We start from the raw sequence: 25866 nt of genomic DNA, 5'->3' as shown, positions 1-25866 counted from the left end.
AGCCGGTTGGGGCCGGCTTCATGCTCCAGCCCACGGGCCTGGCCGTGCTGGACGCCCTGGGCCTGACGCCCGCCGTGGAAGCGCTGGCCCAGCCGATCGACCATCTGTTCGGCCGCGCCGCGCCCAGCGGCCGCGTGGTGCTGGACGTGCGCTATTCGAATCTGCGCCGTCCGCGTCTGGCGCTGGGGGTCCACCGCGCCGCCATCTTCCACATCCTGCACGACGCCTGCCGCCAGGCCGGGGTCGAGTTCGAGCTGGGACGAGCGATCGTCGGCGCCGACGACGGCCGGCTGGCCTTCGCCGACGGCCGCGCCTCGCCCCGGTTCGATCTCGTGGCCGATGCGACGGGGGCGGCCTCGCCCATCGCCCGGCGCATGGCCGGCTTTCTGGGCGCGCGTCGGCGCGAACTGGCCTTCGGCGCCCTGTGGGCCACAACCCCCTGGCCCGACGATCCGCATTTCGACCCTCGCGCCCTGCAGCAGGTCTATCGCGCCGCGCGGCGCATGGTCGGCGTCCTGCCGGTCGGCGCCCGCCCCGGCGCGCCCGATCGGCTGGCCACCCTGTTCTGGAGCCTGAAGACGGCCGCCTATCCGGCCTGGCGCGCGCGGGGCCTGGACGCCTGGAAGGCCGAGGTCCTGTCCCTGTGGCCCCAGACCGAGGGCGTTCTCGGGGCCATCCGTCACGCCGACGACCTGACCTTGGCGCGGTACGGCCACCACACCCTGGCCCGGCCCGTCGCCGCCCGGTTGGCGGTCGTCGGCGACGCGGCTCATTCGACCAGTCCCCAGCTGGGTCAGGGCGTCAACATGGGGCTGTTGGACGCCCACGCCCTGGCCTCGGCGTTGGAACAGAGCCCCTCGCTGGACGCGGCGCTGGACGCCTATGCCCGCGCCCGTCGCTGGCACCTGCGCCTCTATCAGGCGCTCAGCCTCGGCTTCACCCCCTTCTATCAGGCGGAGGGGCGAGTGCGGCCGTGGATACGCGACCACGTCCTGGGCCGCGCCGCGCTTCTGCCGTTCGCGCCGCGCCTGTTGGCCGCGACCGTCGCGGGGCTGCTGCTGGATCCCCGTCCGGCCGCAGCGCGGTGAACCCGGCGGAGGCTGGGCCGTTTCCCTGACAGTCCGTTGAGGAGACGATCCATGCGCCGCAGTCCGACCGCCCTGATGTCCGTCCTGGCCCTGAGCACGGGGTTGTCCGCCGCCCTGGCGGCCTGCGGCGAGAACAGTCCCTCGACCCCGGCCGAGACCTCGCCGGCCGTCAGCGCGCCCGCGACGGGCGTGCCGGGCCAGGCCGCGCCCGAGGCCGCCGCCACGCCCGAGCAGGCCGCCGCCCCCGCCGCCGAGGCGACGCCCCCTGCGGCCGAGGGCGCCCAGGGCGGGACCGACGACTGGCGTCAGGTCGCCTCGACCGCCGACGCCAGCCTGCTGGGCCGGCTCGACCAGGCGTGGCGGATGGCGCGGGCCGAGGCCGAGGATGCGGGCTTCGCCGACGAGGTGGAGAAACTGGGCGCCCTGGTCGATCCGAACGCGGGTCTGGCCGGGCGTCTTCAGCCCCCGCCCGGAACCTATCGCTGCCGCACGATCAAGCTGGGCCGCCGCACCGAGGGCCAGGGGCTGGCCTATGTCGCCTATCCCTATTTCCGCTGCACGGTGGAGATGACGCCCGGCGGCGACCTGTTCCTGACCAAGTCGACCGGCTCGCAGCGCACCCAGGGCCTGCTCTATCCCGACACCGACCGTCGCCTGGTCTATGTCGGCGCCCAGGCCTGGGGCGACGAGGCCCACTTCCCCCGCTACGGCCAGACGCGCGAGCGCGACCAGGTCGGCGTGTTCGAGCGTATCGGCGACCAGCGCTGGCGCCTGGTCCTGCCCTGGCCCAAGCAGGAGGCCAAGCTGGAGCTTCTGGAAGTCGTGCGGTGACGCGCGGCCTCCGGGGCGTTCTCGGCCTGGCGTCGATCCTGGCGACGGCCGCCTGTTCGCCCGGCGACGACGCCGCGCCCCAGGTGCACGAGACGGGCGCCCCGCCGCCCGCCGCGCTTTCGCCAGCGCCCTCCGGCCCGGTCGAGGGCGTCATGGCGCAGGGCGACCGGATCCTGATCGACGGAGAGCGTCTGTTCCTGCCGGGATCGACCGAACTGTCGCCCCAGGCCGAGCCCATGCTGCGCCGCGCGGCCGATCTGATCGGGACCGGCGACGGTCCGCCCGTCGTCGTCATCGGCCGCGCCCCGGATCAGGTCCAGGCCGACGCCCTGGCCAAGGGCGCGGCCGAGGCCCTGTCCTACATCGGCGGCGCGCCCTTCTCCCGCCTGACGCCGCGCGGCGTGGCCGACCCCGCGCCCGGCCGCCGCATCGTGATCACACCCGCGTCAGCCGCAGGTCCTGATAGTCGTAGCTGAAGTCGATGTCGGGGCTGACGCCCTTCACCGTCGCCGTGGCGGGCTTGGCCGTCTGGATGGCGAAGGTGACGAAGGCGTCCTCCTCGCGCTTGTCGGGAAAGCGGGTGCGGAAGGTCTCGCCGTCATAGGGCTCCAGCGGCCCCTTCAGCGCGGGCGTGTGGGTGAAGTCCAGCCACAGGCCGTCGCCGCGCTTTGAAATCACGATGTCGCCGTACCATGGGTCGCGCCAGGTCCCGACATAGGCGTCCAGCGGCATGGCCGGGGGCGCGCCGGCGCGCTGCTTGGCGTCGATCTCGACGGCGGCGGCCAGCGACTTCCGGGTCGCTTCGGCCTCCTTGGTCTTGGAATCGGCGATCCAGTCGACGTCGACCTTGCCCATGACGATGTCGGCGATCCCGGATCGCAGAGCGCGCAGCAGGAAGCTCTCCTCCGCATTGGAGAAGACGCAGAAACCCGTCTTGCGCCCCGGGATCAGCACCGTCGCCGAGATGCCGCCGGGCGAGCCGCCGCCATGGCTGATCAGCCGCTCGCCGCGATAGTCCTGGACCTGGAAGCCCATCGCATAGGTCGAGGCGATGGAGCGGTTGGGCAGCTCCGCCGTCGGTCCGGGCGAGGAGGCGACGATGATGTTCGGCCGCCACATCTCCCGCGCCGCGTCCTCCGAGAACAGGCGCGATCCGTCGGGCAGCACCCCTTCGTTCAGCCGCAACGCCATCCATTTGGCCCAGTCGGTCGGCGTGGTGCAGATGCCGCCGGCCGCCGCCGCCGAATCCCAGTTCCACACCTCGACGATGGATTGGGCGATGCGCGTCATGTCGCCCTGATAGCGCAGCGGCGGCCCCACCCGGCCGTGCGGCAGGGCCGACCGGGCCGGATCGGCCAGCCGGGCCAGAGGAACGGTCTCGCTCATGCCCACGCGGTCCAGGATGCGGGTCTGGATGAAGTCCTCCCACGACTGGCCCGACACCGCCTCGATCACCGCGCCGGCGACCACGAACATCAGGTTGCAGTAGTGGTAGCGGGCGCGGAATCCGTCCTCGATCGGCACGAAGGCGGCCTGGGCCACCACCTCGGCGCGGGTCCGGTCGCTGTTGGGCCAGAACAGCAGATCGCCGGCGCCCAGGCCGAAGCCCGCCCGGTGGCTGAGCGCGTCGCGCACCGTGACGTGCTCGCCGATATAGGGGTCCCACAGGCGGAAGTCCGGCAGATAGGTCTTCACCGGCGCGTCCCACTTCACCTTGCCCTCGTCGACCAGGATGGCCAGGGCGGCGGCGGTGACGTTCTTGGTGTTCGAGGCGATGGCGAACAGGGTGTGTTCGTCCGCCGCGCCGGGCCGGTCCTGCGCCTTGACGCCATAGCCGCGCGCCAGGACCGTCTGGCCCTCGCGCACCACCGCCACGCCCAGCGCCGGCTGGTCCGGCCACGCCGCCATCGCCTGTTTCACATAGGCGTCGACCGCCTCGGCCAGCGAGGCGTCGTCGTTCGCCGCCGCCTGCGCCGTCTCCTGGGCCGCCTGTCGGGCCCACGCCGGCCCCGCCGCCAGCGCCGCGGCGCCTCCCGACACGAACAGGGCGGAACGGCGGGACAGACGAACGGACATGGCGACCTCGGAAAGACGAAGGCCCACCTTAGAGGTTCGGACGCGCTTCGCCAGCCTCAGGCCGTGCGCCAGCGGTGCAGGTGCTCCAGCACGTCGGCGACGATCTGCTCGCGGGTGAAACCGGTCACGTCGCGCGGGCGGGTCACGTCGTCGGACCGCGCCGACAGACGCCATTCCATCGCCCGCTTGCGTTCCGGCGCGTCCAGCGCGGTCAGGGCCGGCCGGGGCCGCTCGCGCGCGGTCAGGCGATAGTGGAAGTCGCGCCCCCCGGCGACCGGCGCCGTCAGCGAGACGCCGTCCGCGTCGCGGGCCACCTGGGCGTCCAGCCCCTCGGCCGCCAGGCCTTCGCGGACCGTCTCCAGCGCGGGCAGGCCGTTGCGGTCGATCTGCCGGTCGATGTCGCGGCGATTGGCGGGGGCCAGGATGCGCTTCAGCTGTTCGGCCAGCGGCGGCCCCTCGGTCTCGATGACCCGGCCGGCCACGTCGGCGTTCATCTGCCGCACCAGGCCGACGCACAACAGCACCATGATGACCACGAACGGCAGGGCCGCGCCCAGGGTGGCGGCCTGCAGCGCGCCCAGCCCTCCCGCCAGCAGCAGCAACGCCGCGATCAGGCCCAGCAGCAGGCACCAGTACACCCTCTGCCAGCGCGGCGTGTCGTCGGCGCCGCCCGACGCGATGGTGTCGATCACCAGGGCGCCGGAATCGGCCGAGGTGATGAAGAACACCGCCACCAGCAGGATCGCCAGCGTCGAGGTGATCGCCGCGCCCGGCAACTGCTCCAGGAAGTGGAACAGGGCGGTCGACAGGTCCGTCTGCACCGCGTTTGAGATGGCGCCCGCCGCCTGCGCCATGTCAAAGCTCATGGCCGTGTTGCCGAAGACCGTCATCCACAGGAAGGTGAAGCCCGACGGCACCAACAGCACGCCGATCAGGAACTCGCGCACGGTGCGCCCGCGCGAGATGCGGGCGATGAACATGCCCACGAACGGCGACCAGGCGATCCACCAGGCCCAGTAGAACAGCGTCCAGTCCGCCATCCAGGCGCGCGGCTCATAGGCGTAGAGGGTGAAGGTGCGCTCGACCAGATGGCTCAGATAGAAGCCGAAATTCTGCACCAGCGCCTTGAACAGGAAGCCGGTCGGCCCGACCACCAGCACGAACAGCATCAGCAGCACCGCCAGGCTCAGGTTCAGCTCCGACAGCCGGCGCACCCCCTTGCCCACACCCGTCATGACCGAGACGGTCGCCGCCGCCATCACCAGGGCGATCAGACCGACCTGGACCCAGGCGTTGTTGGGAACACCCAGCAGATAGCTCAACCCGCTGTTCATCTGCGCCACGCCGAAGCCCAGCGAGGTGGCGATGCCGAAGGCCGTGCCCCAGATGGCGAAGATGTCCACCGCATCGCCGATCGGGCCGTTGATCCGCCGCCCCAGCAGCGGCGACAGGCCCGACCGCAGCGTCAGCGGCAGGCCCTTACGATAGGCGAAGAAGGCCAGGCTCAGCCCCACCAGGGCGTACACCGCCCAGGCGTGGACGCCGTAGTGGAAGAAGGTGATGCCCATCGCCTCGCGCGCGGCGGCGAAGCTGCGCGGCGCCCCCTCCGGCGGGGCGACGAAATGCTGGATCGGTTCGGCGACCCCGAAATACATCAGGCCGATGCCCATGCCGGCGGCGAACAGCATGGCCAGCCAGGACAGATATGGGAAGTCGGGCTCGGCGTCGTCCGGCCCCAGCTTCAGCGCCCCGGTCGGTCCCAGGGCCAGCACCAGCGCCAGCCCCAGAAAGCCCGCCACGGCGGCGATGTAGAACCAGCCGAAGGTGTCGATCACCCACGCCTGCAGGGTCTGGAAAACCCGGTCCGACTGTCCGGGCGCGGCCACCGCGACGACGAGCAGCAGGCCGATGATCAGGCTTGCGCCCCAGAAGACGCGCGGGTTCATCTTGGTGGTCAGGATCGGCGAAAAGCGTATGGCGACGCTTAGGGTTCCCCGGCCGTCGCCCGACGGGGCGCCGCCGCGCCGATTTTCGGCCTGCGAACCCTTGCGTGGCCCATATGTCACACCATCTCGTTTGCGACAGCTCAAGGCGTCGCTTTCGGTAAGGGCGCATTGGGCGACATCCGCCTCCCGAGGGGACTGAACCATGAATCTCGATCTCTATTCCGACCGCGCCAAACAGGCCGTCCAGTCGGCCCAGTCGCTGGCGCTGGCCCGTCGTCACCAGCAGTTCGCGCCCGAACACCTGCTCAAGGTCCTGCTGGAGGAGCGCGACGGCCTGGCCCGCAACCTGATCACCGCCGCCGGCGGCGACGCCCGCCGCGCCGAGGCCGACGTCGAAACCGCCCTGAAGAAGCGCGCCCAGGTCGAGGGCGGCTCGGGCCAGCTGTATCTGGACGGCGCCACCGCGCGCGTCTTCGCCGCCGCCGAGGAAGCCTCCAAGAAGGCCGGCGACGCCTTCGTCACCACCGAACGCCTGCTGGCCGCCCTGGCGCGCGAAGGCGCCGTCGCCGCCGAGGTGCTGAAATCCTCCGGCGTCACGGCCGACAAGCTGGACGCCGCCATCGTGGACCTGCGGAAGGGCAAGACCGCCGACAGCGCCGGCGCCGAGGACGGCTATGACGCCTTGAAACGCTACGCTCGCGACCTGACCCAGGCCGCCGCCGACGGCAAGATCGACCCGGTCATCGGCCGCGACGAGGAGATCCGCCGCACCATCCAGGTCCTGGCCCGTCGCACCAAGAACAACCCCGTCCTGATCGGCGAGCCCGGCGTGGGCAAGACCGCCATCGTCGAAGGGCTCGCGCTGAGGATCGTCAACGGCGACGTGCCCGAATCCCTTCGCGACAAGACCGTCATGGCGCTGGACATGGGCAGCCTGATCGCCGGCGCGAAGTATCGCGGCGAGTTCGAGGAGCGGCTGAAGGCCGTGCTGTCCGAGGTCTCGGCCGCCGAGGGCCAGATCGTCCTGTTCATCGACGAGATGCACACCTTGGTCGGCGCGGGAAAGAGCGACGGGGCGATGGACGCCTCCAACCTGCTCAAGCCCGCCCTGGCGCGCGGCGAACTGCACTGCGTCGGCGCCACCACCCTGGACGAATACCGCAAGTATATCGAGAAGGACGCGGCCCTGGCCCGTCGCTTCCAGCCCGTCTTCGTCTCCGAACCGACGGTGGAGGACACCGTCTCCATCCTGCGCGGCCTGAAGGAGAAGTACGAGGTCCACCACGGGGTGCGCATCTCCGACAGCGCCATCGTCGCCGCCGCCACCCTGTCGAACCGCTACATCACCGACCGCTTCCTACCCGACAAGGCCATCGACCTGATCGACGAGGCCGCGTCGCGCGTCCGCATGGCCGTCGATTCCAAGCCCGAGGCCCTGGACGAGATCGACCGCCGCCTGGTCCAGCTGAAGATCGAGCGCGAGGCCCTGAAGAAGGAGACCGACCAGGCCTCCCAACACCGTCTGGAAAAGCTGGAGGACGAGATCGCCGACCTGGAGGGCCAGTCCGACGACCTGACCGCCCAGTGGAAGGCCGAGAAGGAAAAGGTCGGCCAGGGCGCCCAGCTGCGCGAAACCCTGGACCGCCTGCGGCTGGAGCTGACCAACGCCCAGCGCGCCGGCGACCTGGGCCGCGCGTCCGAGATCGCCTACGGCCAGATCCCCCAGATCGAGAAGCAGCTGGCCGAGGCCGAGGCCAAGGAGGCCGACAAGTCCGGCCCCCTGACGCCCGAGGTCGTCGACGCCGAACAGATCGCCGCCGTCGTGTCGCGCTGGACCGGCGTGCCCGTCGACAAGATGCTGGAGGGCGAGCGCGAGAAGCTGCTGAAGATGGAGGACGCGCTGCGTTCCCGCGTCGTCGGTCAGGACGAGGCCTTGGCCGCCGTCTCGGACGCCGTGCGCCGCGCCCGCGCCGGCCTGAACGACCCCAACCGTCCGCTGGGCAGCTTCCTGTTCCTGGGCCCGACGGGCGTGGGCAAGACCGAGCTGACCAAGGCCCTGGCCGAGTTCCTGTTCGACGACGAGGCGGCCATCACCCGCCTGGACATGTCGGAATACATGGAGAAGCACAGCGTCAGCCGCCTGATCGGCGCGCCTCCCGGCTATGTCGGCTATGACGAGGGCGGCGCCCTGACCGAGGCGGTGCGTCGCCGCCCCTATCAGGTCGTGCTGTTCGATGAGGTGGAAAAGGCCCACCCCGACGTCTTCAACGTGCTGCTGCAGGTGCTGGACGACGGCCGCCTGACAGACGGCCAGGGCCGCACCATCGACTTCCGCAACACCCTGATCATCATGACCTCGAACCTGGGCAGCCAGTTCCTGGCCGAACAGGGCGAGGGCGACGACGTGGAGGCCGTCCGCCCCTTCGTCATGGACGCCGTGCGCGCCCACTTCCGCCCCGAGTTCCTGAACCGCATCGACGAGATCATCCTGTTCCGCCGCCTGGGCCGCGAGCAGATGGGCGGCATCGTCCGCATCCAGCTGTCGCGCCTGGAAAAGCTGATGGCCGACCGCCGCCTGACGCTGGCCCTGGACGACAGCGCCGCCGCCTGGCTGGCCGACAAGGGCTACGACCCCGCCTACGGCGCCCGCCCCCTCAAGCGCGTCATCCAGAAGGACCTCGTCGACCCCATCGCGCGCAAGTTGCTGGCCGGCGAGATCGAGGACGGAAGCGTGATCGCCGTGTCAGCGGGCGCGGACGGGCTCGAGATCGGGAAGGCGCGGGTGCATTAAACACAAAGGCCCTCCGGTCATTTGACCGAAGGGCCCCCAGATTCTAGAGTTCTAGATCTTCGATGCTTCGAAGACTAGTGTCGATCCCGAGGGGCCGATGGACGGGGGCAACCGTCCATCTTCCTGACTCCGGACTAGACCCTCCTATCGAGTGGTTGCCAACACGCTGCTCTCTCCTTTCTGTAAAACGATCATGCCGGACCCGACTCGTTGGGCCCGGCATACTCGTGCACTCTGATGCCGATTCCGTCAACGGCATTCTTCTCTCCCTCTCTGTTCTTGTCTGATATCCGGTCGACATTTTCTCGAAGAGCCGATACATCGGGGTGCGGAGGCACGAAAATGACCGACCAAGACGCAAAACCGAAGTTCGACCGGAGCCCAAAGTATCCGTTCATCTCTCTTCGAAAGGCCGAAGAGCGCGCCAAGACGTTTTGGGCGAAACACCGCAAAGAGGGAGCTCGCGTAGCAACCGTGGCCGACACTTGGGGCTACGGCGTCAAAAGTAGTGGGCTGCAGCAGACCGTCGGGGCACTTAAACAATACGGATTGCTCGACGACGCGGGCAGTGGGGAGAGCCGAAAAGTCCAGTTGACCGACTTGGGCATTCGCCTTGTGGCCGACAATCGACCTGGTGCTCGTGAGGGAGCTCTCAAGGAAGCAGCTATGCGCCCGCGCTTGTTCCAAGAGTATCGGCGATGGATTGATGACCCCCCAAGTGAGGCGCACTGCCTGAGCGAGCTGGAGTTGGACCGGGGATTTAATCCTCTAGCTGCTCGGACGTTCTGGCGGGCTTTGATGGATACGGCAGCCTACGCAGGGCTTCGGGAGGGCGGACTTTCAGACGAAGAGGCCGACGAAGAAGCTCAGGAAGAGGATCGACCGGCGAGTAGCCCGGTGGCCGAGACATCGCAGCCGCCTTCACCCTCGTTTGAGCCACCCGTCAGTCGCTTCAAGGTCGAAATCGGAGAGAACGCCATCATGATCTCTGCGATTCTTCGCGACCCCGCAGATGTCGAGAAGTTGGTTAGAATTCTCAATGCAAACAAAGAAATGCTTTTAAACTGAACTCCTCTTTCGTCATCCTCCGGCAAGCCGCGTCTTCGCGGCGCAGACCGGGGGACCCAGCGGCGCGCGGGAGCGCGACACTGTCGCGGACACGGGCGGTCGGGATCGGGGCTGAACAGGTCGCCTTCGGCGCCGCTGGGTCCCCCGGTCTCGCTGCGCTCGCCGGAGGATGACGAAAGAAGAGAGTGCGCATAGGTTGTGGGGATGGGGACGCACCGTACCTTCATCGCGACCTACATCATGGCCAGCCAGAGGAACGGCACGCTTTATGTCGGGATGACCTCGAACCTCCACGCGCGGGTGTGGAAGCACAAGACCCACACCTTTCCCGGCTTCACCGACGACAACGCCGTCACCCGTCTGGTCTGGTACGAACGGCATCAGTGGGTCGTCGATGCGATCAGGCGCGAGAAGCGGCTGAAGAAGTGGATGCGAGACTGGAAGCTGAAGCTGATCGAGGATGCGAACCCCGAATGGCTCGACCTCGCCGCCGATTGGTATCCGGTCAACGATCCGGACTGGACTCCGCCCCCTGAAGACGACTGATCTTCCTTTTCGTCATCCTTCGGCAAGGCGCAGCTTCGCGCCGCAGACCGGTGGACAGCGCGACACTGCCGCGGTCTTGGGCTGAACAGGTCGCCCTCGGCGCCGCTGGGTCTCCCGGTCTCGCTGCGCTCGCCGGAAGATGACGAAAGAAGGAGAAGCGTGAGATCCCAGCGTCTCCACGGGGGCCTCGGGCCGCCTCGCGGTCGCGCGCCCGCGATTACGGGTTGATGACCACCTTGATGCAGCCGTCGTTCTTTTCCTGGAACATCTTGTAGGCGTCGGGGCCGTCGTCCAGCGTGATCTTGTGGGTGATCAGGAAGCTGGGGTCGATCTCGCCGTCCTCGATCTTGCGCATCAGGGGTTCGAGGTAGCGCTGCACATGGGTCTGGCCGGTCCTGAGGGTCAGGCCCTTGCCGACGAAGGCGCCCATCATGGTGGGCACGCCGCCGACGAAGACGCCGGGCAGGCTGATGGTCCCGCCGGGGCGGCAGGCGACGATGGCCTGGTTCAGGGCGTAGGGGCGCTCCATCCGGCCCGCCACGGTCTCCTGCACCTTCTCGATCACGGAGCCCGCGCCGTGGCTTTCCAGGCCGACGGCCTCGATGACCGAGTCCGGGCCGCGCCCCCTGGTCATCGCCAGGATCTCGTCCTGCAGCTCGCCCTTCACGGCGGAGAAGTCGATGGTCTCGGCGCCGGCGGTCTCGGCCAGGCGCAGACGCTGCGGGACCTCGTCGACGGCGATGACGCGTTCGGCGCCCATCATGAAGGCGCTGCGGATGGCGAACTGACCCACGGGGCCGCAGCCGAACACCAGCACCGTGTGGCCGGGCTGGATGTCCGCGTTCTCGGCCGCCATCCAGCCGGTCGGGAAGATGTCGGACAGGAACAGGACCTGGTCGTCGCTCAGGCCGTTCGGCACCTTGATCGGCCCCACGTCGGCATAGGGCACGCGCAGATATTCCGCCTGACCGCCGGCAAAGCCGCCGTACATGTGGGTGTAGCCGAACAGGCCCGCGGTCGGATAACCCAGCATCTTGGCCTGTTCCGCCCCGTTGGGATTGGACCGTTCGCACACGGAATACAGGCCCCGGCGGCAATAGTCGCACTCGCCGCAGCTGATTGTGAAGGGCACGACGACGCGGTCGCCGACCTTCAGTTTGGTGTTGTCCTTGCCGACGGCGACGACCTCGCCCATCGTCTCGTGGCCCATGACGTCGCCGGACTTCATGCCCGGCACGAAGCCGCCGTACAGATGCAGGTCCGAGCCGCAGATGGCGCAGGAGGTGACGCGGATGATGGCGTCGCGTCCGTCCTGAATTTCGGGGTCGTCCACCGTCTCGCAGCGGATGTCGCCCTTGCCGTGCCAGCACAACGCCTTCATGTCGCTTTCCCTTCCGGATGAGGAAGGGGAAGGCGCAAGGGTCCGAACCGTTCCTGTGTGCGCTATCAGACCCAGCGGCCCCTCGGCGGCGCGCTAGTCCCCCAGCACCGGCATCACCTCCACCCCGTCGCAGGGAAAGATCGTCATGTGGGGGTGGTCGGCGAACAGGCGGGTGGCGGCCTCGTGGCTGTCGGCGCGGACCACGACGAAGACGGTCAGCCGGTTCACCGTCGGGGCGAGCGCGCCCGCGTCGTCGATCCGCAGGGTCGGCCCCAGCGGGCCGCCGACATAGGCGATGCGGTCGCGGTGCGTCGCCTCCCACGCCTTGACCGCCGCCACGCCTTCCTCGGCGCGCGCCGCCTGCTCGGCCTCGCTCATGGCCTTCCAGGCCCGGAACTTCGGCCCGGCCTTGTCCATGCTGAAGATCGCCAGATAGCGGGGCTGGTCGCGCATGGCCCCACCCTACCCCGAACCCGCCGCCGCGGCGAGCGACCGGCGGCCGGATGTCTCGTTTCGGCACGGCGCGGGCGACCGCGCCCGGCGCGCGAAACCGCACCCGGCGCATCACCTTGCGTTGGTCCCGGCGCGACCCCGGCGCGCGACATTTGAACGATTCCCGTTGCGCGAGCGCTGTTTCAGGCGTAGAGCGCCTGTCGTTAACCTCTTGTTAACCAGAGCCTGCCTGGCGCCCGAGCGTATCGATTCGGGATGGCATGGCTCTTGGAGAGAGGGGGGGCGATCCGTCGGTTCGGCGGAACGTCTAGGGACGAAATGGGGTGGGGACAATGCAGACGACGTCTGGGGCCTGGGGCCGGATATCTTGGCGCCTGGGCGCCGCGATGGGGGCGGCGTCGCTGGCCCTGATCGCGACCGGCGCGGCGGCCAAGCCCGCGGCTTCCAACATCGAGGTCGGCAAGAGCCTGACGGTCGCCGTCACCGGCCGCATCGTCCCGCGCTGCGAGATCCAGGGCGGGGGCGACATCGACTTCGGCGAACTGACGGGGGGCGAACGCGCCACGGCCCTGTTCGGCCTGGACTGCAACGTCCCGTTCGACCTGGGCGTCACCTCGGCGCGCGGCGGCCTGGCCCATGCGACCAAGCCCCAGGGCGAGGGGCCCTTCTCGGGCGTGCTGCCCTATGACGTGACCCTGACCGTCCCGACCCTGCGGCCCGAGCCGCGCACCATCCGCGCCAGCTTCAGCAGCGTCGACCATGCCGGCGTGCTGTCCAGCGGCGACGGCATCGCCGCCGGCGGCGGCAAGATAGAGTTCCGCACGCGACAGCCCGCCGGGGCTGGACTGCTGGCCGGACAGTATTCGGAAACATTGACTGTGACGGTAACGCCGCGCGTCTGACAGTTTCCGTACACTTCGTCACAATACTGAAGAATTCAGTTTGGCTTATGCTGCAAGCCGAAACGGCTTATGCTTGACTTGAGTAAAAGTTCGTATTCGCCTTACTGGGGAATCGTCCAAGAATTATCTCTAACGGCGTTTTTTATTGTTGACTGACTTGTTGACCGGGCGTTAAGTCCCCGCCGATCGGACGGGGAGGGATGACCGCCCTGATCGACTTTTTTTCGCGAAATCCTTCGCTTGGAGAGACTGCTATGAAGAAGTTTGCTGCTCTGATGGCCGGCGTCGCCGCCATCGCCACCGCCGGCGCCGCCTCGGCCGACACCATCAACAAAGGTCAATGGACCAACAATTTCGAAGTGCTCGGCGTCGTCGTGCCAGGCCTGACGCGTGATGTGCCGGGCTTCTTGGGTGGCACGTCGGCCGCCAACATCGCACGAGCCCTGGATGGCGGGGCTGATGTGTCTGCTTGGCACGCTGTCGGCGCCTCGCTCGGAGACGTCGGCAATGTCGGCAACGACGGCGCGAGCTTCACCCTGCAAGGCGAAGTGTCGCGAGACTGCGTCTACTACTCGGGCAACAACAACACCGAGACCTTCGATTTCGGCACGCTCGGCATCTACGCCGGCGACGAAACCGGCCCGGCTGCGGCCTTCACCATGGTCGCCCCGGCGGTCCTGGCCATCCAAACCAACCTGGCCGGCTGCAACACCAACAACCGCGTCACCCTGAGCCGTACGGTCGCCGACATGACCAACGCCTCGACGAGCGGTTTCGACAACACCGTCTTCACCAACAGCCTGCCCTATGAAGTGACCGCCGTGTACGCCGGCGCCACGCAGACGGCCGGCGGCGGCTCCAGCGTCGCCCGTAACCTGAAGCTCGCCACCGGCGACCTGACGGAAGACGAAACCAACGGCGCGTGGAAGTCGCCGATGACCCTGGCCGTCGTGATCCCGCAGCAGACCCAAGCCCTGCTGGCCGGCAACTACGAAGGCACCTTCACGCTGACGATCGCGGCCGAGTAAGCGAAATCGTCTGCGGACCTATGGCGGGGGGCGCAAAGCTTTGCGCCCCCCGTTACGTTTCGGTGACCAGTTCACGGGCACAATGGACGTCCGGCTATGCTGGGGATGCGTACGTCGGGCCAAATTTTGCGCGGACTGTTCGATTCGCGGGGGGAAGTAGAATGTTTCATGCACTCGTGACGCGTGGGTTGCGCCGCTCAGTGATCGTTGCGGCAAGCCTCGTCGTGGGTTTCGTCGCCGTCTCGGCTGCCTGGGCCATGCGCGTATCGCCCATGGTCGCCGAACTGACCACAACCGGAACCGGCTCGGCCGCCCGCATTGAGGTCGGCAATATCGGCACGGCCGCCCTGCCGTTCGAAACCCGCATCACACGCATCGACTACGACGCCGACGGCAAGATGATCGAGACGGACGCGGACGATAAGTTTCTCGTTTTTCCGCCTCAGGGGATCGTGCCGGTTGGAGGACGGCAGGTGGTTCGGGTCCAGTGGGCGGGAGACCTCCAACTTGATACCTCGGAAGCCTACTACTTGTGGGTGCGTCAACTGCCGGTCCAGACCGATCCCGACGCCGTGCCAGAAAACAGCGGCGCCGTTTCCGTATCTGTCCTCTACACGATGAAAGCGCTGATCGTCGTGGCGCCGCCAAACGCCAAGCCCGAGATCAAGGTCGAATCAGTGCGCCCAATCATGGTCGACGCCGCTGCGCCCGAGATCGAGCCGGCCATCGCCGGAGAAGCTCAAGCCACGCTTCCGTCCACGCCTGGTATCGAGGTGGTGGTGACAAACAGCGGCAAGCGCTACGCGCTGATGAGCGGCGCCACTTGGGTGATTGAGGGCACTCAGACGGACGGCCAGCCCTTCCGCAAGACCCTGACCGGACAGGAAATCGGGGCCAGCGTCGGCGTCGGCTATGTGGCCCCGGCGGGTGGTCGTCGCACGTTTTCTCTGCCCACAGGTACGGCTCTGGATCCGAACAAGCCTATTTCAGTCCGGTTCACGCGATGAACGGGCTGGGGGGTGCCGTTTCCGTACTGGCGCTGGCGACTGCGCTGGCGTCCCTTCCTGACCAAACCGCGCTTGCCGCGATTAAGGTCTACGACGAAGCGGCGCAGACCGCCGAGGAGGTCACTGCCGAGCTAAACCGCGCAGCGGCCGAGGACGCCGGGGCCGCCACAGCCGCCCTCTCCACCCCATCCGAGCCGCCCGAAACCGATCCCGAGGCAGACAGGGTCTCGAAGGATGCGCCGGAACCCGCGCTGTCGCCCACCTCGGTGTCGACAGCGCCGGCTCGCCGCGACATCAACCCTTACGATCGCGATATACCGATGACGGTCCCGCTGAACTTCAACAGCCGCGTTCTCGGTGAACTGCCGGTCCTGTTGACACGCGACGACCGGTTCTTGGTCGATTCGAAGGGCTTTGCGACGCTTATTGGGCCTCTGCTCACGCCTGAAGGGCAGCATGAGCTGGCTGACGCGCTGGCGGACCTCGAAACCTTTGCTCCTGAAGAGATCAACTCTGCAGGCATAAGCCTGGACTACGATCCCGACCAACTCGCCGTCCTGGTACTGCGGATTGACCCGACACGGCGCTCGGTGGAGTCTCTGTTCCAGAACGGCAGGCCAGAAGAACCTGGCCTTCCGCCTGAAAGGTTCAGCGCGTACCTGAATACCAATCTGGTCGTGCAACGACGCGAATCGACCGGCGACATCTCCAAGCCTAGCATTTATCTGAATGGCGCCGTCCGTATAGGCAAAGTCGTGTTCGAGACTGATGTTCAAGGTCGGGAAGACGTCTTCAGTGGTGATTATGAGATCGAACGGCAGTACGCGAGATTCATCTACGATCAACCTGAGGCTTATCGACGATGGTTTGCGGGCGATCTAAATCCCGAGGTTCGCGGCCGCCAAGGGTATGCTGAGCTCGGCGGTATAGGCGTCCTGCGACAAAAGCAGCGGTTCGAACCCTTCCGCAACAATGTGCTGTCGGGCGGTCGTCAGTTCGTTCTTCAAGAAGCATCTACCGTGCGCGTATCCCGCAACGGCGTTTTCGTTCGCGAGTTCCGTTTGGATCCCGGTCAGTACGATGTATCCAACCTCCCGCTCGAGGTGGGAAGCAACGACGTTCAGTTGGAAATCCAGGGCGACTCGGGTCGCTCTCAGAATGTGTCCTATAGCGCGTACCTAGATACGATAGACTTGGAGCAGGGCGACTACGATTACGGCGCTTACCTGGGTTTCGTCAGTGACCTGGGTTTCGGCTCACCAAACTATGATAGCGGCCAACTCGCCTTCACCGGCTTCTATAGAAAGGCGTTTCTGGATCGGCCGGCCATCGGCGTCGGCCTACAGGCGTCGTCCGATGCTCAAAACATCACCGGTCAGACGCGATTCATTCTACCTAATGGCTCCCGCCTGCAGTTCGACGGCTCGATGAGCAACGCCGATCGCGGCATGGGATATGCAGCCGCCGTTTCCTACGAGTTTCTTGTCGATCTCGGTGGCCGCTACGACAGCCTGACATTTGTCGCCGACTACACGTCGGAGGATTACGCGACACTAGGCAACCCATTTGGAGACAACTCCACGTCGCTGGCCCTGACCGGTGGTTACTCCCACCAGTTCAACAACGACTGGTTTGCCAATATAAGCGCTTCATACCGCATGAGCCGTAGTGATCTCGTTGACGACGGATTTAGCATAGCGGCGACATCCAACTACCGGTTCGCCCGACAGTGGACCTTACAGTTGGGTGCCGAGTACATTGACTCTGGATCGCGTTCCGGCTTCGCAGTCCAAGACAATTTCGGTTTCACCGCCGCTCTGGTCTGGCAAGGCGACTGGGGCCGTCGCGCGGAGGCGCGTTACGCTTCCGCGCGGAACTCCGGCAGCGTCCGCTTCCAACAGGCAAGCGAAAATCGCGTCGGCGCCTACGGGTATGCCCTTAGTTCGAACTACGACGACGGCGCGGGTTCAGTATCAGGCCAAGCCGACTACATCGGCAACCGTTTCGACGCCACGCTTTCGCACATCGCCTTCGGCCGCAGCTTTAGCGACATCACCGAAGAACAGGTGACTAGCTTGCGGATCGGCTCTTCCATCGCCACCACGGGTGGAAAGGTTGCGATCGGTCGTAGCATATCTGACAGCTTCGCCATCGTTTACCCTCACGAAAGCCTGGAGAAGTCTCCGGTGATCGTCGGTGACAGTCTTCAAGGAACTTATCAGGCAAAGAGCGGCGCGCTAGGACCGGCGCTAACCGGGCGTCTCGCGTCCTATGTCAATCAGTCGATCCGCTACGACGCCCTGAATCCTCCGCTGGGTTACAACATCGGCGACGGCGTCGCCCGCGTGCGCCCGACCTACAAGAGCGGCTACGCCATCGAGGTCGGCAGCGCCAAGTTCGTCAGCGCCCTGGGCCGCCTGGTCGGCAACGCCGGCCGGCCCGTGGCCCTGATGTCCGGGCGCATCCGCCCCGCCGACGATCTGACGGCCGCGCCGGAGCTGTTCTTCACCAACTCCGTCGGCCGGTTCGCCATGCAGAACCTGGAGCCGGGCAAGCGTTATCGCGTCGAGCTGTTCTCGACGCCCGCCCTGGGCTTCGAATTCACCGTTCCCGCCGACAACGAGGGCCTGCTCGACCTGCAGGTCGTCAACGTGCCGCTCGACGTGCCCGAAGACTGAGAGCCGAGGAGGCTGAAATGACCCGTGTCCGCACCGCCGTCCTGATGACCGCCGCCGTCGCGGCGACCCTGATCGGGGCCGCCCCCGCCCTGGCGCAGTCGCGCGATTGCCAGATCCAGATCGACTCCGGCGCCCAGCAATGGACGCTGCGTTACGATCCGTTCGAGCAGGACGCCGCCGTCCAGCAGTTCGACCTCGCCGTGGTCAACACCGGCGACGCGGCCTGCAACGTCGTCAGCCGGGTCGAGCTGCGCGGCGAGACCTTCGGCCTGTCGCCCCAGGCGGGCGGCCCGCGCCTGATCTACAATCTGGTGGACGAGTCGGCCGGCGCGGACGTGACGCCCCGTTCGGGGCAGAGCGCGCGCAATGTCGGCGCCCGGCCGATCCGTCTGAGCCCCGGCGAGCGGGGCCTGATGCGCTTCTCCTTCGCCGTCTTCCCGTCGGACACCCTGTCGGCGGGCCTGTATTCGCAGACCGCCTTCATCGATCTGCAGAAGCCCAACGGCGAACCCCTGGCCGAAAAGCCGATCACCCTCAGCGTGGAGGTGCCGTCCGCCGCCGTCATGGGCCTGAAGGGCGAGTTCCGGCGTACGGGCGGCGCGGCCACCATCGACCTGGGCGAACTGACGCAAGGCGTGCGCCAGCTGCGCACCACCCTGTATGTGCTCAGCACCGCCGGCTACAGCGTCTCGGTCTCGTCCGAGAACCGCGGCCGCCTGCGCCAGGGCGCCAGCGAATGGTATGTGCCCTACGCCCTGGCCCTGGGCGATCGCGACATGGACCTGGGGCGCGGCGGCCGGCTGGACGTGGTCTCGCGCCGCGCCCGCCTGGACGACTATCCGCTGACCATCAGCGTGGGCCCCACGGCCGGAAAGCGCGCCGGCGACTATTCCGACATCCTGACCTTCACCGTCGCCGCCCTCTGAGGCGCGCGGGCTGAAACGCGAAAGGGGCGGGCCGCCGCGCGACCCGCCCCTTCGAGGCGTCTGGCTGTCGATCCGATCAGATCGGCTGGATCGTCAGCGCCAGGATCAGCGGCTGTTCCAGCTCCACCTCGTTGAAGCGGTAGGACACCGATCGGATGGTGGCGATGCTGGAGCGGCGCAGCACCTGTCCGCCGGACTTGTCCAGGTCCAGGATCCGGTCGCCATAGAACATCGTCGCCTTCTCGGTGGGCGACAGCGGGCGATACTGGGCCGAGACGGTGAAGCCGCCGGGGCTGTTGCAGGCCTCGACCACTTCGCCGGACCGGCCGCTCTCGGCCATGACGGGCGACGTGGGCTTCACCCAGCAGGCCACCGGCACGGTGGCGCGAAGACGATAGGTGCCCCCGGCGGTGGGCCCGGCCAGGGCCGGCGCTGCGGCGGCGAACAGGCCCAGGCCGAGCGTTGCGGCGGCAAGGGCGCGAAGGACGCGGTGGGTCATCGGTGGTTCCGATCTGCTCATTGCAGACGAACCCTAGACCGGCGCCTCTTAAGGTCCGGCGAGCGAACAGGGCTAACCGGGCCTTGAGGACCATGCTTACCGGGGCGTGAACCGCGCCGGACCGCGCGCGCCCTATTCCGCCCTCAGATTCTCCACCACCGCGCGCAGCTTTTCCGGCAGGGGCTTGGGCCGGCGGGTGGCGGCGTCGACGTAGACGTGGACGAAATGACCGATGGCGGCGGGCGTCGCCACGCCGCGCCGGAACACCGCGAAACCATAGCGCACGCTGGACGTGCCGATGTGGTCGACCTTGATCCCCACCTCGATCACGTCGGGGAACTTCAGCGCCGAGGCGTAGCGGCAGCCGCTGTCGACGACCAGGCCGATGGAGTCGTCCAGCGCGTCGGCGATCAGCAGGTGGGCGTTCACCGCCGAGTCCACGAACTCGTAGAATTTGGCGTTGTTGATGTGCCCGTACTGGTCGTTGTCGGCCCAGCGGGTCGAGACCATGTGGAAGGCCCGATAGGTGGCGCGGTCGGCCAGGGGGCCTTCGTCTCTCTTCGGCATTCGCTTCTCCCTTGCGGCGCCGGCGCCTTTCGGCGGCGCTCTCGGCCGTGCCGCGACGCTCGGGCTTGGACGACGCGACGTCAAGCGCCTATCGAATGACGGTCGATGACGAAGGCTTGACCATGTCCCACCAGACCCGCGCCGCCGTCCTGTCCGAGATGGGCGCCGCGCGCCCCTACGCCGACAGCCGCCCCTTGGCGGTCCAGACCGTCGCGCTGGAGCCGCCCGGCCGGGGCGAGGTCCAGGTGGCGATCCGCGCGGCGGGCCTGTGCCATTCGGATCTGTCGGTCATCAACGGCGACCGCCCCCGCCCCCTGCCCATGGCCCTGGGCCACGAGGCCGCCGGCGTGGTCGAGGCGCTGGGCCCCGGCGTCGACGACCTGACCATCGGCGACCCCGTGGTCATGGTCTTCATGCCGTCCTGCGGCCACTGCGATCCCTGCGCCGGCGGACGGCCCGCCCTGTGCGAGCCGGGCGCCGCCGCCAACGGCCGGGGCGAACTGCTGGGCGGCGCCCGGCGCCTGTTCCGCGAGGGCGCGCCGATCCATCATCACCTCGGCTGCTCCGCCTTCGCCGACCGCGCCGTGGTCTCGCGTCGGTCGCTGGTGCGCATCGACCCGGACCTGCCGTTCGAGATCGCCGCCCTGTTCGGCTGCGCCGTGCTGACGGGCGTGGGGGCCGTGGTCAATACGGCGGCGGTCCGGGCGGGGCAGAGCGTGGTCGTGGTGGGCCTGGGCGGCGTGGGCCTGGCCAGCGTCCTGGGCGCCCTGGCCTGCGGCGCCGCGCCGGTCGTCGCCGTGGACCTGTCCGAGGACAAGCTGGCGCTGGCCCGGACCCTGGGCCCCGTCCGCACCGTCAACGCCGCCGACCCCGACGCGGTGGAGCAGGTGCGCGCCCTGACGAACGGCGGCGCCGACGTCGCCTTCGAGATGGCCGGCTCGGTCCGCGCGCTCGAAAGCGCCTGGAAGATGACCCGGCGCGGCGGAACCACCGTTACCGCCGGCCTGCCCCCGCCCGACGCGGCCCTGGCCGTCAACGTCGTCAGCCTGGTCGGCGAGGAGCGCACATTGAAGGGCTCCTATATCGGGACCTGCGTCCCCAGCCGCGACATCCCCCGGTACGTCGCCCTGTACCGCGACGGCCGCCTGCCCGTGGACCGCCTGCTCAGCGGCGTCATCGCCCTGGACGACATCAACGCCGGCTTCGACCGTCTCGCCGCCGGCGAGGTGGTGCGCCTGGTCGTCCGACCCTGAGGCCTCACGGCCCGACCCGGATCGCCTCCACGCGGCAGGCGTCGCAGGCCTCGGCCTTCAGGATCAGGGTGTTGGTTCCCGGCTGGAACGGCAGGGCGGGCGTGGTCGCCTGATGCCATCCGTCGCCGTCGGCCAGGTCGACCGCGACCGGTGCGCCGCCGTTCAGCGACACCGACACCCGGCCGCCGGCCCCGATCACCGACAGCGCCCGCGCGCCCGCGGCGTCGGCCGTCAGGGTGTAGCGCAGCCATTCGCCGGTCTCGAACTCGGCCACGACCGGCCGGCTCCCGTCCAGAGCGATGTCCACCCCGTCGTTGCGCCAGGTGCGGCCGGTGTTCCACCAGGGGATCCGCTCGCCCGGCCCGTCGGTGTCGGAATCATAGACGTCCGACCAGGCGACGCCCGCCCGCCCCAGGTCGTAGTCCGCCGCCCGGATCGTCAGCCCCTGCGCCCTCACCCGATGATCCGCGTACGGAACGACGGAGTCGGAATGGGGCTGGCGCAGCATGGCGTCGACCACGTCGCGATGCTGGATCGCGTTCTCGAAGCGGATGTCGTGCGTCGCCAGCCGCATCAGCGTCGCCTCCGCCTCGGCCGCCGACGGACGCGGCCCCTCGCCCGTCAGCCAGGCGACCAGCGCGGGCCAGCCCGGATTGGGCGCGATCTCCAGCGGCTGGTTGAAGCCGATCTTCTTCAGCGGCCAGAAGGCCCAGCCGATCCCCTCGCCCTCCACCGTGGCGATCGTCTCGGTGAACCAGGTGTTGGAGTTCTCGCCCGATTCCCCCAGCCACACCGGCGCGCCGGTCTCCTCCCTCAGCCTCAGGACGTCGGCGATGGAGGCCCGGTCGGTGGCGTTCCAGTATTTGTGGAAGCTGATGACGGTGTTGTCGTCCCACAGGGGCGTCACGCCGCGATAGTTGTTTCCCCAGCAGTTGCCCTCGATGACGATGATGTGCCGCTTGTCCACCTCGCGGATGGCGGTGGTGATCTCGGTCATCAGCTGGCGCAGCGGGGCGTTCGTCGTCTCTTCGCAGCCGTGCCCGCCGCCGGGCTTTTCGAAGTCCCAGTTCGGCTCGTTGAGAATGTCATAGGCGCCGATCCCCGGCTCGTCGGCGTAGCGTTCGGCCAGGCGCCGCCACAGGGCGACGGTCTTGCGCCGGTTCTCGGCGCTGTCCCACAGCGAGGGCTTGTCCGGGTCGCGGTCCGAGATGGCCAGGTCCGAGCCCTGCCCGCCCGGCGCGGCGTGCAGATCCAGGATCAGGTGCAGGCCGTTCGCCTTGGTCCAGGCCAAGAGGGCGTCGATCTCGGCGAAGCCCTCCGCCTTCCAGGTGTCCTGGCCCGGAACCGGCTCCTGCTCGACCGGCAGGGTCAGCCGGTCGTAGTGCATCGGCAGCCGCACCGAGTTGAAGCCCCAGCGCCCCATGGCGTCGATGTCGGCCTTGGTCGTGTAGTTGGCCCGCCAGGCGGCGTAGAAGGCCTGCGTCTTCTCCTCGCCGATCAGGTCGACGATCCGTTCACGGATGACGTGTTGCTGACCCAGGGCGCCCAGTTGCAGCATATAGCCTTCCTGCAGCAGCCAGCCGCCCAGGCCCATGCCGCGCAGGATCACCGGATCGCCCGCCTCGTCGACGATCCGCGTCCCCTCCACCTTCAGCCAGTCCTGCGCCGAAGCGACGCCCGCCGCGCCCATCGCGACCGCACAGGCGGCCCATGCCAAAGCCTTCATCGTCGCCTCCCGGACGTTCTTGTGAACGTTCTCAATATCGGAAGGGTCGCCCGCGATACCGGAGGCGTCAAGGCTCGCCGATGCGCCGATTCGGTCGGGACGATCCTCCCCCGCCTCGCGGGGGAAGATCGGGTCGCCGCCTAGGCCAGCAGGGCCTCCACCTCGTCCCGTTCGGGCAGCGACGACTGGGCGCCGGCGCGCGCGGCGGCGGCGGCTCCGGCGGCGCAGGCGAAGCGCAGGGCCGCGTCCGGCGCCATGCCTTCCAGCAGGGCCACGGCGATGGCGCCCACGAAGGCGTCGCCGGCCCCCGTCGCATCGACCGCCTCGACCACGGGCGGCGTCGCCCAGGCCATCTCGACCCCGCGCTGGTACATGGCCGCGCCCTTGGCGCCCTTGGTCACCACAACCCGGCCGCCGCCCCGGTGCAGGCCGTCGCCGTAGAAGGCGGCCTCGGTCTCGTTGACCACGATCAGGTCGGCCCGGCGCAGCAGCAGCTCCGACACCGGCTGGGCCGGCGCCAGATTGGCCACGACGAAGCCGGTCGCGCGGCCCACCGCCGCCTCCACCGTCTCGACCGGCAGCTCCAGCTGCACGATCAGCGCGCCTTCGATCCGCTGCGGCAACTGTTCGGGCGTGACCAGATGATTGGCCCCGGCCGCGACGACGATCTGGTTCTCGCCCGCCGCATCGACGGCGATCAGGGCCACGCCGGTCGGGGCGGCCACGTCCACCTCCACCCCCGCCAGGTCGACGCCGAACTGTTCCATAAGGGCCAGCGCCTCCCCGGCCTGGGCGTCGTTCCCGACCCGTCCGATCAGGCAGACCTCGGCCCCCAGTTTCTCGGCCGCCAGCGCCTGGTTGGCGCCCTTGCCGCCGGGATGGCGCGACAGGACCGCGCCCGTCACCGTCTCGCCCGGCGCGGGCAGGTGCGGCGCGCGCGCGACGAAGTCCAGGTTGATCGAACCGACCACGGTGATCCTCATCGGGCGGCCTCCGCCAGGGTGCGGGCGATCAGGTCGAACACCCCCTGGGCGTCGGCGCCGACCGCCCAGCGGTGGCGCGCCGTCGCCGGATCGACGCGGAAATCCACCGCCGTATGGCCGCGCGTCAGGTCCGACTGCGTCTCCACCTCGATGCGGCACGGCCTCAGATCGAACAGCTCGGGCGCCATCGTCCAGGCCACCGGGCAGGCGTCGTGCAGCGGCGCGCCCCAGTCGGGCGTGGGCCAGCCGACGATCTCGCGCTCCACCCGCTGCGAGAAGCGCAGCATGGCCGCCGTCGTCCGCGCCGCCTCGCTGTCGGTCGCCTCTATGGCGCGGATGCGGGCCTCGGTCGCCCGGACCTGGTGCGTCGCGTCCAGGCCGAAGGCGACCACCTCGCAGCCCGAACCGAACACCACCGCCGCCGCGTCCGGGTCGGCCCAGATGTTGAACTCGGCCGAGGCGGTGATGTTGCCGCCCTCGGACCGCGCGCCGCCCATGACGGCGACCGGCCCCAGCCGCCCCGCCAGCCGGGGCTCGCGCCGCATGGCCAGCGCCAGATTGGTCATCGGCCCCAGCACGACCAGGCCGACCGTCCCCTCGGGCCGGCGCATGACCAGGTCGACGATGGCGTTGGCCGCCGGCCCGTCGCCGACGATGGCGGTCGGCTCGAACGGCGCCATGTCGCCCAGCCCGTCGGGCCCGTGGAATTCGCCCGCGCCCGCCGGGGGCCGCTTCATCGGCCGCTCGGCCCCGCCGAAGACGGGCACCTCGGCCCGCCCGGCGATCTGGCGCATCATGCGCGCATTCCGCTGGGTCGCATGGCCGGGCACGTTGCCGCCCACGGTGGTGATGGCCAGCAGCTCCAGCGTGGGCGCCGCAAAGGCCAGCAACAAGGCCACGGCGTCGTCCACGCCGGGGTCGCAATCGATGATGAGGGCAGGTTTGTTCACCGCGCCTGACTAGGCAGCCCCGCCGCGCCCGGCAAGCGCCATCCGTCGCGGCGGGCGGCTGCGGAGCCAAAGCGCCTCGCCAAGCGTTGCCGCGACATGACCGCCGCCCGCCCCTTCGATCTGCGCCGAGAGAGCGCCTATCTGCGCGACCTGGGCCGCGCCTTCGGCGGGGCGCTGCTGTTCAACGTCCCCCTGCTGATGACGATGGAGATGTGGGAGCAGGGCGTGACGATGGATCGCTGGCGGCTGCTGGCCTTCATCCTGTCCGGCCTGCCGCTGCTGTACGGCCTGGCCTATTACGCCGGCTTCTCGAAGCGGCGGGGGCTGAGGAACGACCTGCTGGACACCGCCGTCGCCCTGGCGGTCGGCTTCGTCACCGCCTCGGTCCTGCTGGTGATGTTCGGCGTGGTCGACTGGAACGCGCCCCCGCGCGAGGCCCTGGGCATGGTGGCGCTGCAGGCGATACCCGGCGGCATGGGCGCCCTTCTGGCGCGGCGCCAGCTGGCGGGCGGGGGCGGCGACGACGGCGACGAGGACCAGGCCTCCTATGTCGGCGAACTGTTCCTGATGGCGGCGGGCGCCCTGTTCTTCGCCCTGAACGTGGCGCCGACCGAGGAGGTCATCCTGATCGCCTACAAGGCCACGCCCTGGCACGCCCTGGCGCTGATCGTCGCCTCGGTCGCCCTGATGCACGTCATCGTCTTCGAGGCCGGGTTCGCCGGCCAGGAAGAGGCCGAACATCCGCTCAAGGCCTTCGCCCACTTCACCCTGCCCGGCTACGCCATCGCCCTGGGAATCAGCCTGTTCGTCCTGTTCCTGTTCGGCCGGGTCGAGGGCCATTCGCTGGAGGGCCTGACCCAGACCGTGGTCGTCCTGGGCTTTCCCGCCGCCGTCGGCGCCGCCGCCGCTCGCCTGCTGGTCTGAGCCCATGCCGTCCAGGAAGACTCCCGCCCGAAAGATCGTCGCCCCCCGGCCGGTGCTGCAGGCCGTCATGGCCGCGCTGGGCGCCCTCGTCACGCTGGCGGCCCTGGCCATCGTGGTGTGGGAGGCGATGCAGCCCGCCGCGCCGCCCGCCCTGTCGGCCCGTATCGTCGCCGTCCAGTCCACCGCCGCTGGTCCCGTCGCCACGGTGGAGGTGCGCAACGACGGTCGCAGATCGGAAGAGCG

22 protein-coding genes and 1 pseudogene are annotated in these 25866 nt (G+C 68.7%); 14 read left to right on the top strand and 9 right to left on the bottom strand.

Annotated elements, in window-relative coordinates:
- The 3 genes from B2U11_RS02515 to B2U11_RS02505 all read left to right on the top strand — a co-directional run.
- Positions 1 to 1088: FAD-dependent oxidoreductase (locus B2U11_RS02515; RefSeq protein ID WP_292069706.1), on the top strand; the 1088-nt coding region annotated here is incomplete at its 5' end.
- Between the two features lie 51 nt (positions 1089 to 1139).
- Positions 1140 to 1919, top strand: coding sequence for a DUF4893 domain-containing protein (locus B2U11_RS02510; RefSeq protein ID WP_292069703.1), 780 nt, complete (start codon positions 1140 to 1142; stop codon positions 1917 to 1919).
- Entirely contained in the window at positions 1916 to 2395 is a 480-nt protein-coding gene (locus B2U11_RS02505) for a hypothetical protein (protein WP_292069700.1), read from the top strand. Before B2U11_RS02510 ends, B2U11_RS02505 begins: the two co-directional genes overlap by 4 nt.
- On the opposite strand, the gene B2U11_RS02500 is transcribed toward B2U11_RS02505, so the two are convergent.
- Both B2U11_RS02500 and B2U11_RS02495 read right to left on the bottom strand, forming a co-directional pair.
- Positions 2355 to 3995 (bottom strand): serine hydrolase, encoded by a 1641-nt coding sequence (locus tag B2U11_RS02500; RefSeq protein ID WP_292069697.1) that lies wholly within the window; start codon positions 3993 to 3995, stop codon positions 2355 to 2357. The two genes, B2U11_RS02505 and B2U11_RS02500, sit on opposite strands and share 41 nt — an antisense overlap.
- A 56-nt stretch (positions 3996 to 4051) precedes the next feature.
- Complete coding sequence (locus B2U11_RS02495) at positions 4052 to 5941, bottom strand: BCCT family transporter (protein ID WP_292069695.1); 1890 nt, start codon at positions 5939 to 5941, stop codon at positions 4052 to 4054.
- Positions 5942 to 6143: 202 nt separating this feature from the next.
- On the opposite strand from B2U11_RS02495, the gene clpB reads away from it, so the two are divergent.
- From clpB to B2U11_RS02480, 3 genes are all read left to right on the top strand, one after another.
- Positions 6144 to 8732, top strand: a complete 2589-nt coding sequence (clpB, locus tag B2U11_RS02490; protein WP_292069694.1) for an ATP-dependent chaperone ClpB — start codon at positions 6144 to 6146, stop codon at positions 8730 to 8732.
- 342 nt (positions 8733 to 9074) lie between these two features.
- Positions 9075 to 9800, top strand: a complete 726-nt coding sequence (locus B2U11_RS02485) for a hypothetical protein (RefSeq protein WP_292069691.1) — start codon at positions 9075 to 9077, stop codon at positions 9798 to 9800.
- Positions 9801 to 10004: 204 nt separating this feature from the next.
- On the top strand, positions 10005 to 10346 hold the full coding sequence (locus B2U11_RS02480; RefSeq protein ID WP_292069688.1) for a GIY-YIG nuclease family protein: 342 nt from the start codon (positions 10005 to 10007) through the stop codon (positions 10344 to 10346).
- Positions 10347 to 10563: 217 nt separating this feature from the next.
- On the opposite strand, the gene B2U11_RS02475 is transcribed toward B2U11_RS02480, so the two are convergent.
- Together B2U11_RS02475 and B2U11_RS02470 are read right to left on the bottom strand one after the other, a co-directional pair.
- The gene (locus tag B2U11_RS02475; RefSeq protein ID WP_292069686.1) at positions 10564 to 11727 is read right to left on the bottom strand and encodes a zinc-dependent alcohol dehydrogenase; all 1164 of its coding nucleotides are present in this window, start codon (positions 11725 to 11727) and stop codon (positions 10564 to 10566) included.
- A 93-nt stretch (positions 11728 to 11820) separates the two neighbouring features.
- Positions 11821 to 12180: a hypothetical protein gene (locus B2U11_RS02470; protein WP_292069685.1), complete on the bottom strand. Its 360-nt coding sequence runs from the start codon at positions 12178 to 12180 to the stop codon at positions 11821 to 11823.
- 332 nt (positions 12181 to 12512) lie between these two features.
- Between B2U11_RS02470 and B2U11_RS02465 the strand changes: the two genes are divergently transcribed.
- The 5 genes from B2U11_RS02465 to B2U11_RS02445 all read left to right on the top strand — a co-directional run bounded on the left by B2U11_RS02465 (position 12513) and on the right by B2U11_RS02445 (position 18721).
- The gene (locus B2U11_RS02465) at positions 12513 to 13082 is read left to right on the top strand and encodes a hypothetical protein (protein ID WP_292069681.1); all 570 of its coding nucleotides are present in this window, start codon (positions 12513 to 12515) and stop codon (positions 13080 to 13082) included.
- A 200-nt stretch (positions 13083 to 13282) separates the two neighbouring features.
- On the top strand, positions 13283 to 14110 hold the full coding sequence (locus B2U11_RS02460) for a hypothetical protein (protein ID WP_292069676.1): 828 nt from the start codon (positions 13283 to 13285) through the stop codon (positions 14108 to 14110).
- A gap of 161 nt (positions 14111 to 14271) precedes the next feature.
- Entirely contained in the window at positions 14272 to 15117 is an 846-nt protein-coding gene (locus tag B2U11_RS02455; RefSeq protein ID WP_292069673.1) for a fimbria/pilus periplasmic chaperone, read from the top strand.
- Complete coding sequence (locus B2U11_RS02450; RefSeq protein WP_292069670.1) at positions 15114 to 17795, top strand: hypothetical protein; 2682 nt, start codon at positions 15114 to 15116, stop codon at positions 17793 to 17795. The genes B2U11_RS02455 and B2U11_RS02450 overlap by 4 nt, the downstream gene beginning before the upstream one ends.
- Positions 17796 to 17812: 17 nt before the next feature.
- On the top strand, positions 17813 to 18721 hold the full coding sequence (locus B2U11_RS02445; RefSeq protein ID WP_292069667.1) for a hypothetical protein: 909 nt from the start codon (positions 17813 to 17815) through the stop codon (positions 18719 to 18721).
- Positions 18722 to 18797: 76 nt separating this feature from the next.
- On the opposite strand, the gene B2U11_RS02440 is transcribed toward B2U11_RS02445, so the two are convergent.
- Positions 18798 to 19220, bottom strand: coding sequence for a hypothetical protein (locus tag B2U11_RS02440; RefSeq protein WP_292069664.1), 423 nt, complete (start codon positions 19218 to 19220; stop codon positions 18798 to 18800).
- A gap of 132 nt (positions 19221 to 19352) precedes the next feature.
- Complete coding sequence (locus B2U11_RS02435; RefSeq protein ID WP_292069662.1) at positions 19353 to 19787, bottom strand: acyl-CoA thioesterase; 435 nt, start codon at positions 19785 to 19787, stop codon at positions 19353 to 19355.
- A 122-nt stretch (positions 19788 to 19909) separates the two neighbouring features.
- On the opposite strand from B2U11_RS02435, the gene B2U11_RS02430 reads away from it, so the two are divergent.
- The gene (locus tag B2U11_RS02430; protein ID WP_292069660.1) at positions 19910 to 21040 is read left to right on the top strand and encodes a zinc-dependent alcohol dehydrogenase family protein; all 1131 of its coding nucleotides are present in this window, start codon (positions 19910 to 19912) and stop codon (positions 21038 to 21040) included.
- Positions 21041 to 21044: 4 nt separating this feature from the next.
- Here B2U11_RS02430 and B2U11_RS02425 read toward each other — a convergent pair whose 3' ends face one another.
- The 3 genes from B2U11_RS02425 to B2U11_RS02415 all read right to left on the bottom strand — a co-directional run bounded on the left by B2U11_RS02425 (position 21045) and on the right by B2U11_RS02415 (position 24699).
- Positions 21045 to 22766 (bottom strand): cellulase family glycosylhydrolase, encoded by a 1722-nt coding sequence (locus B2U11_RS02425; protein WP_292069657.1) that lies wholly within the window; start codon positions 22764 to 22766, stop codon positions 21045 to 21047.
- Positions 22767 to 22906: 140 nt separating this feature from the next.
- Positions 22907 to 23749 carry a ribokinase gene (locus B2U11_RS02420; RefSeq protein WP_292069655.1) on the bottom strand — a complete coding sequence of 281 codons (843 nt, stop codon included), beginning with the start codon at positions 23747 to 23749 and terminating at the stop codon, positions 22907 to 22909.
- Entirely contained in the window at positions 23746 to 24699 is a 954-nt protein-coding gene (locus B2U11_RS02415) for a nucleoside hydrolase (RefSeq protein ID WP_292069652.1), read from the bottom strand. The genes B2U11_RS02420 and B2U11_RS02415 overlap by 4 nt, the downstream gene beginning before the upstream one ends.
- A gap of 96 nt (positions 24700 to 24795) precedes the next feature.
- Here B2U11_RS02415 and B2U11_RS02410 point away from each other — a divergent pair, with 96 nt between their 5' ends.
- Together B2U11_RS02410 and B2U11_RS02405 are read left to right on the top strand one after the other, a co-directional pair.
- Complete coding sequence (locus B2U11_RS02410; protein WP_292069650.1) at positions 24796 to 25623, top strand: TIGR02587 family membrane protein; 828 nt, start codon at positions 24796 to 24798, stop codon at positions 25621 to 25623.
- A 4-nt stretch (positions 25624 to 25627) separates the two neighbouring features.
- Positions 25628 to 25866 (top strand): annotated as a pseudogene (locus tag B2U11_RS02405) (hypothetical protein); the annotation flags it as partial.

It is taken from the genome of Brevundimonas sp. UBA7534 (genome assembly GCF_002479325.1).
GTDB lineage: Bacteria > Pseudomonadota > Alphaproteobacteria > Caulobacterales > Caulobacteraceae > Brevundimonas.
The sequence above is the reverse complement of the archived record's forward strand: the minus strand, read 5'-3'. Positions and strand labels throughout refer to the sequence as shown.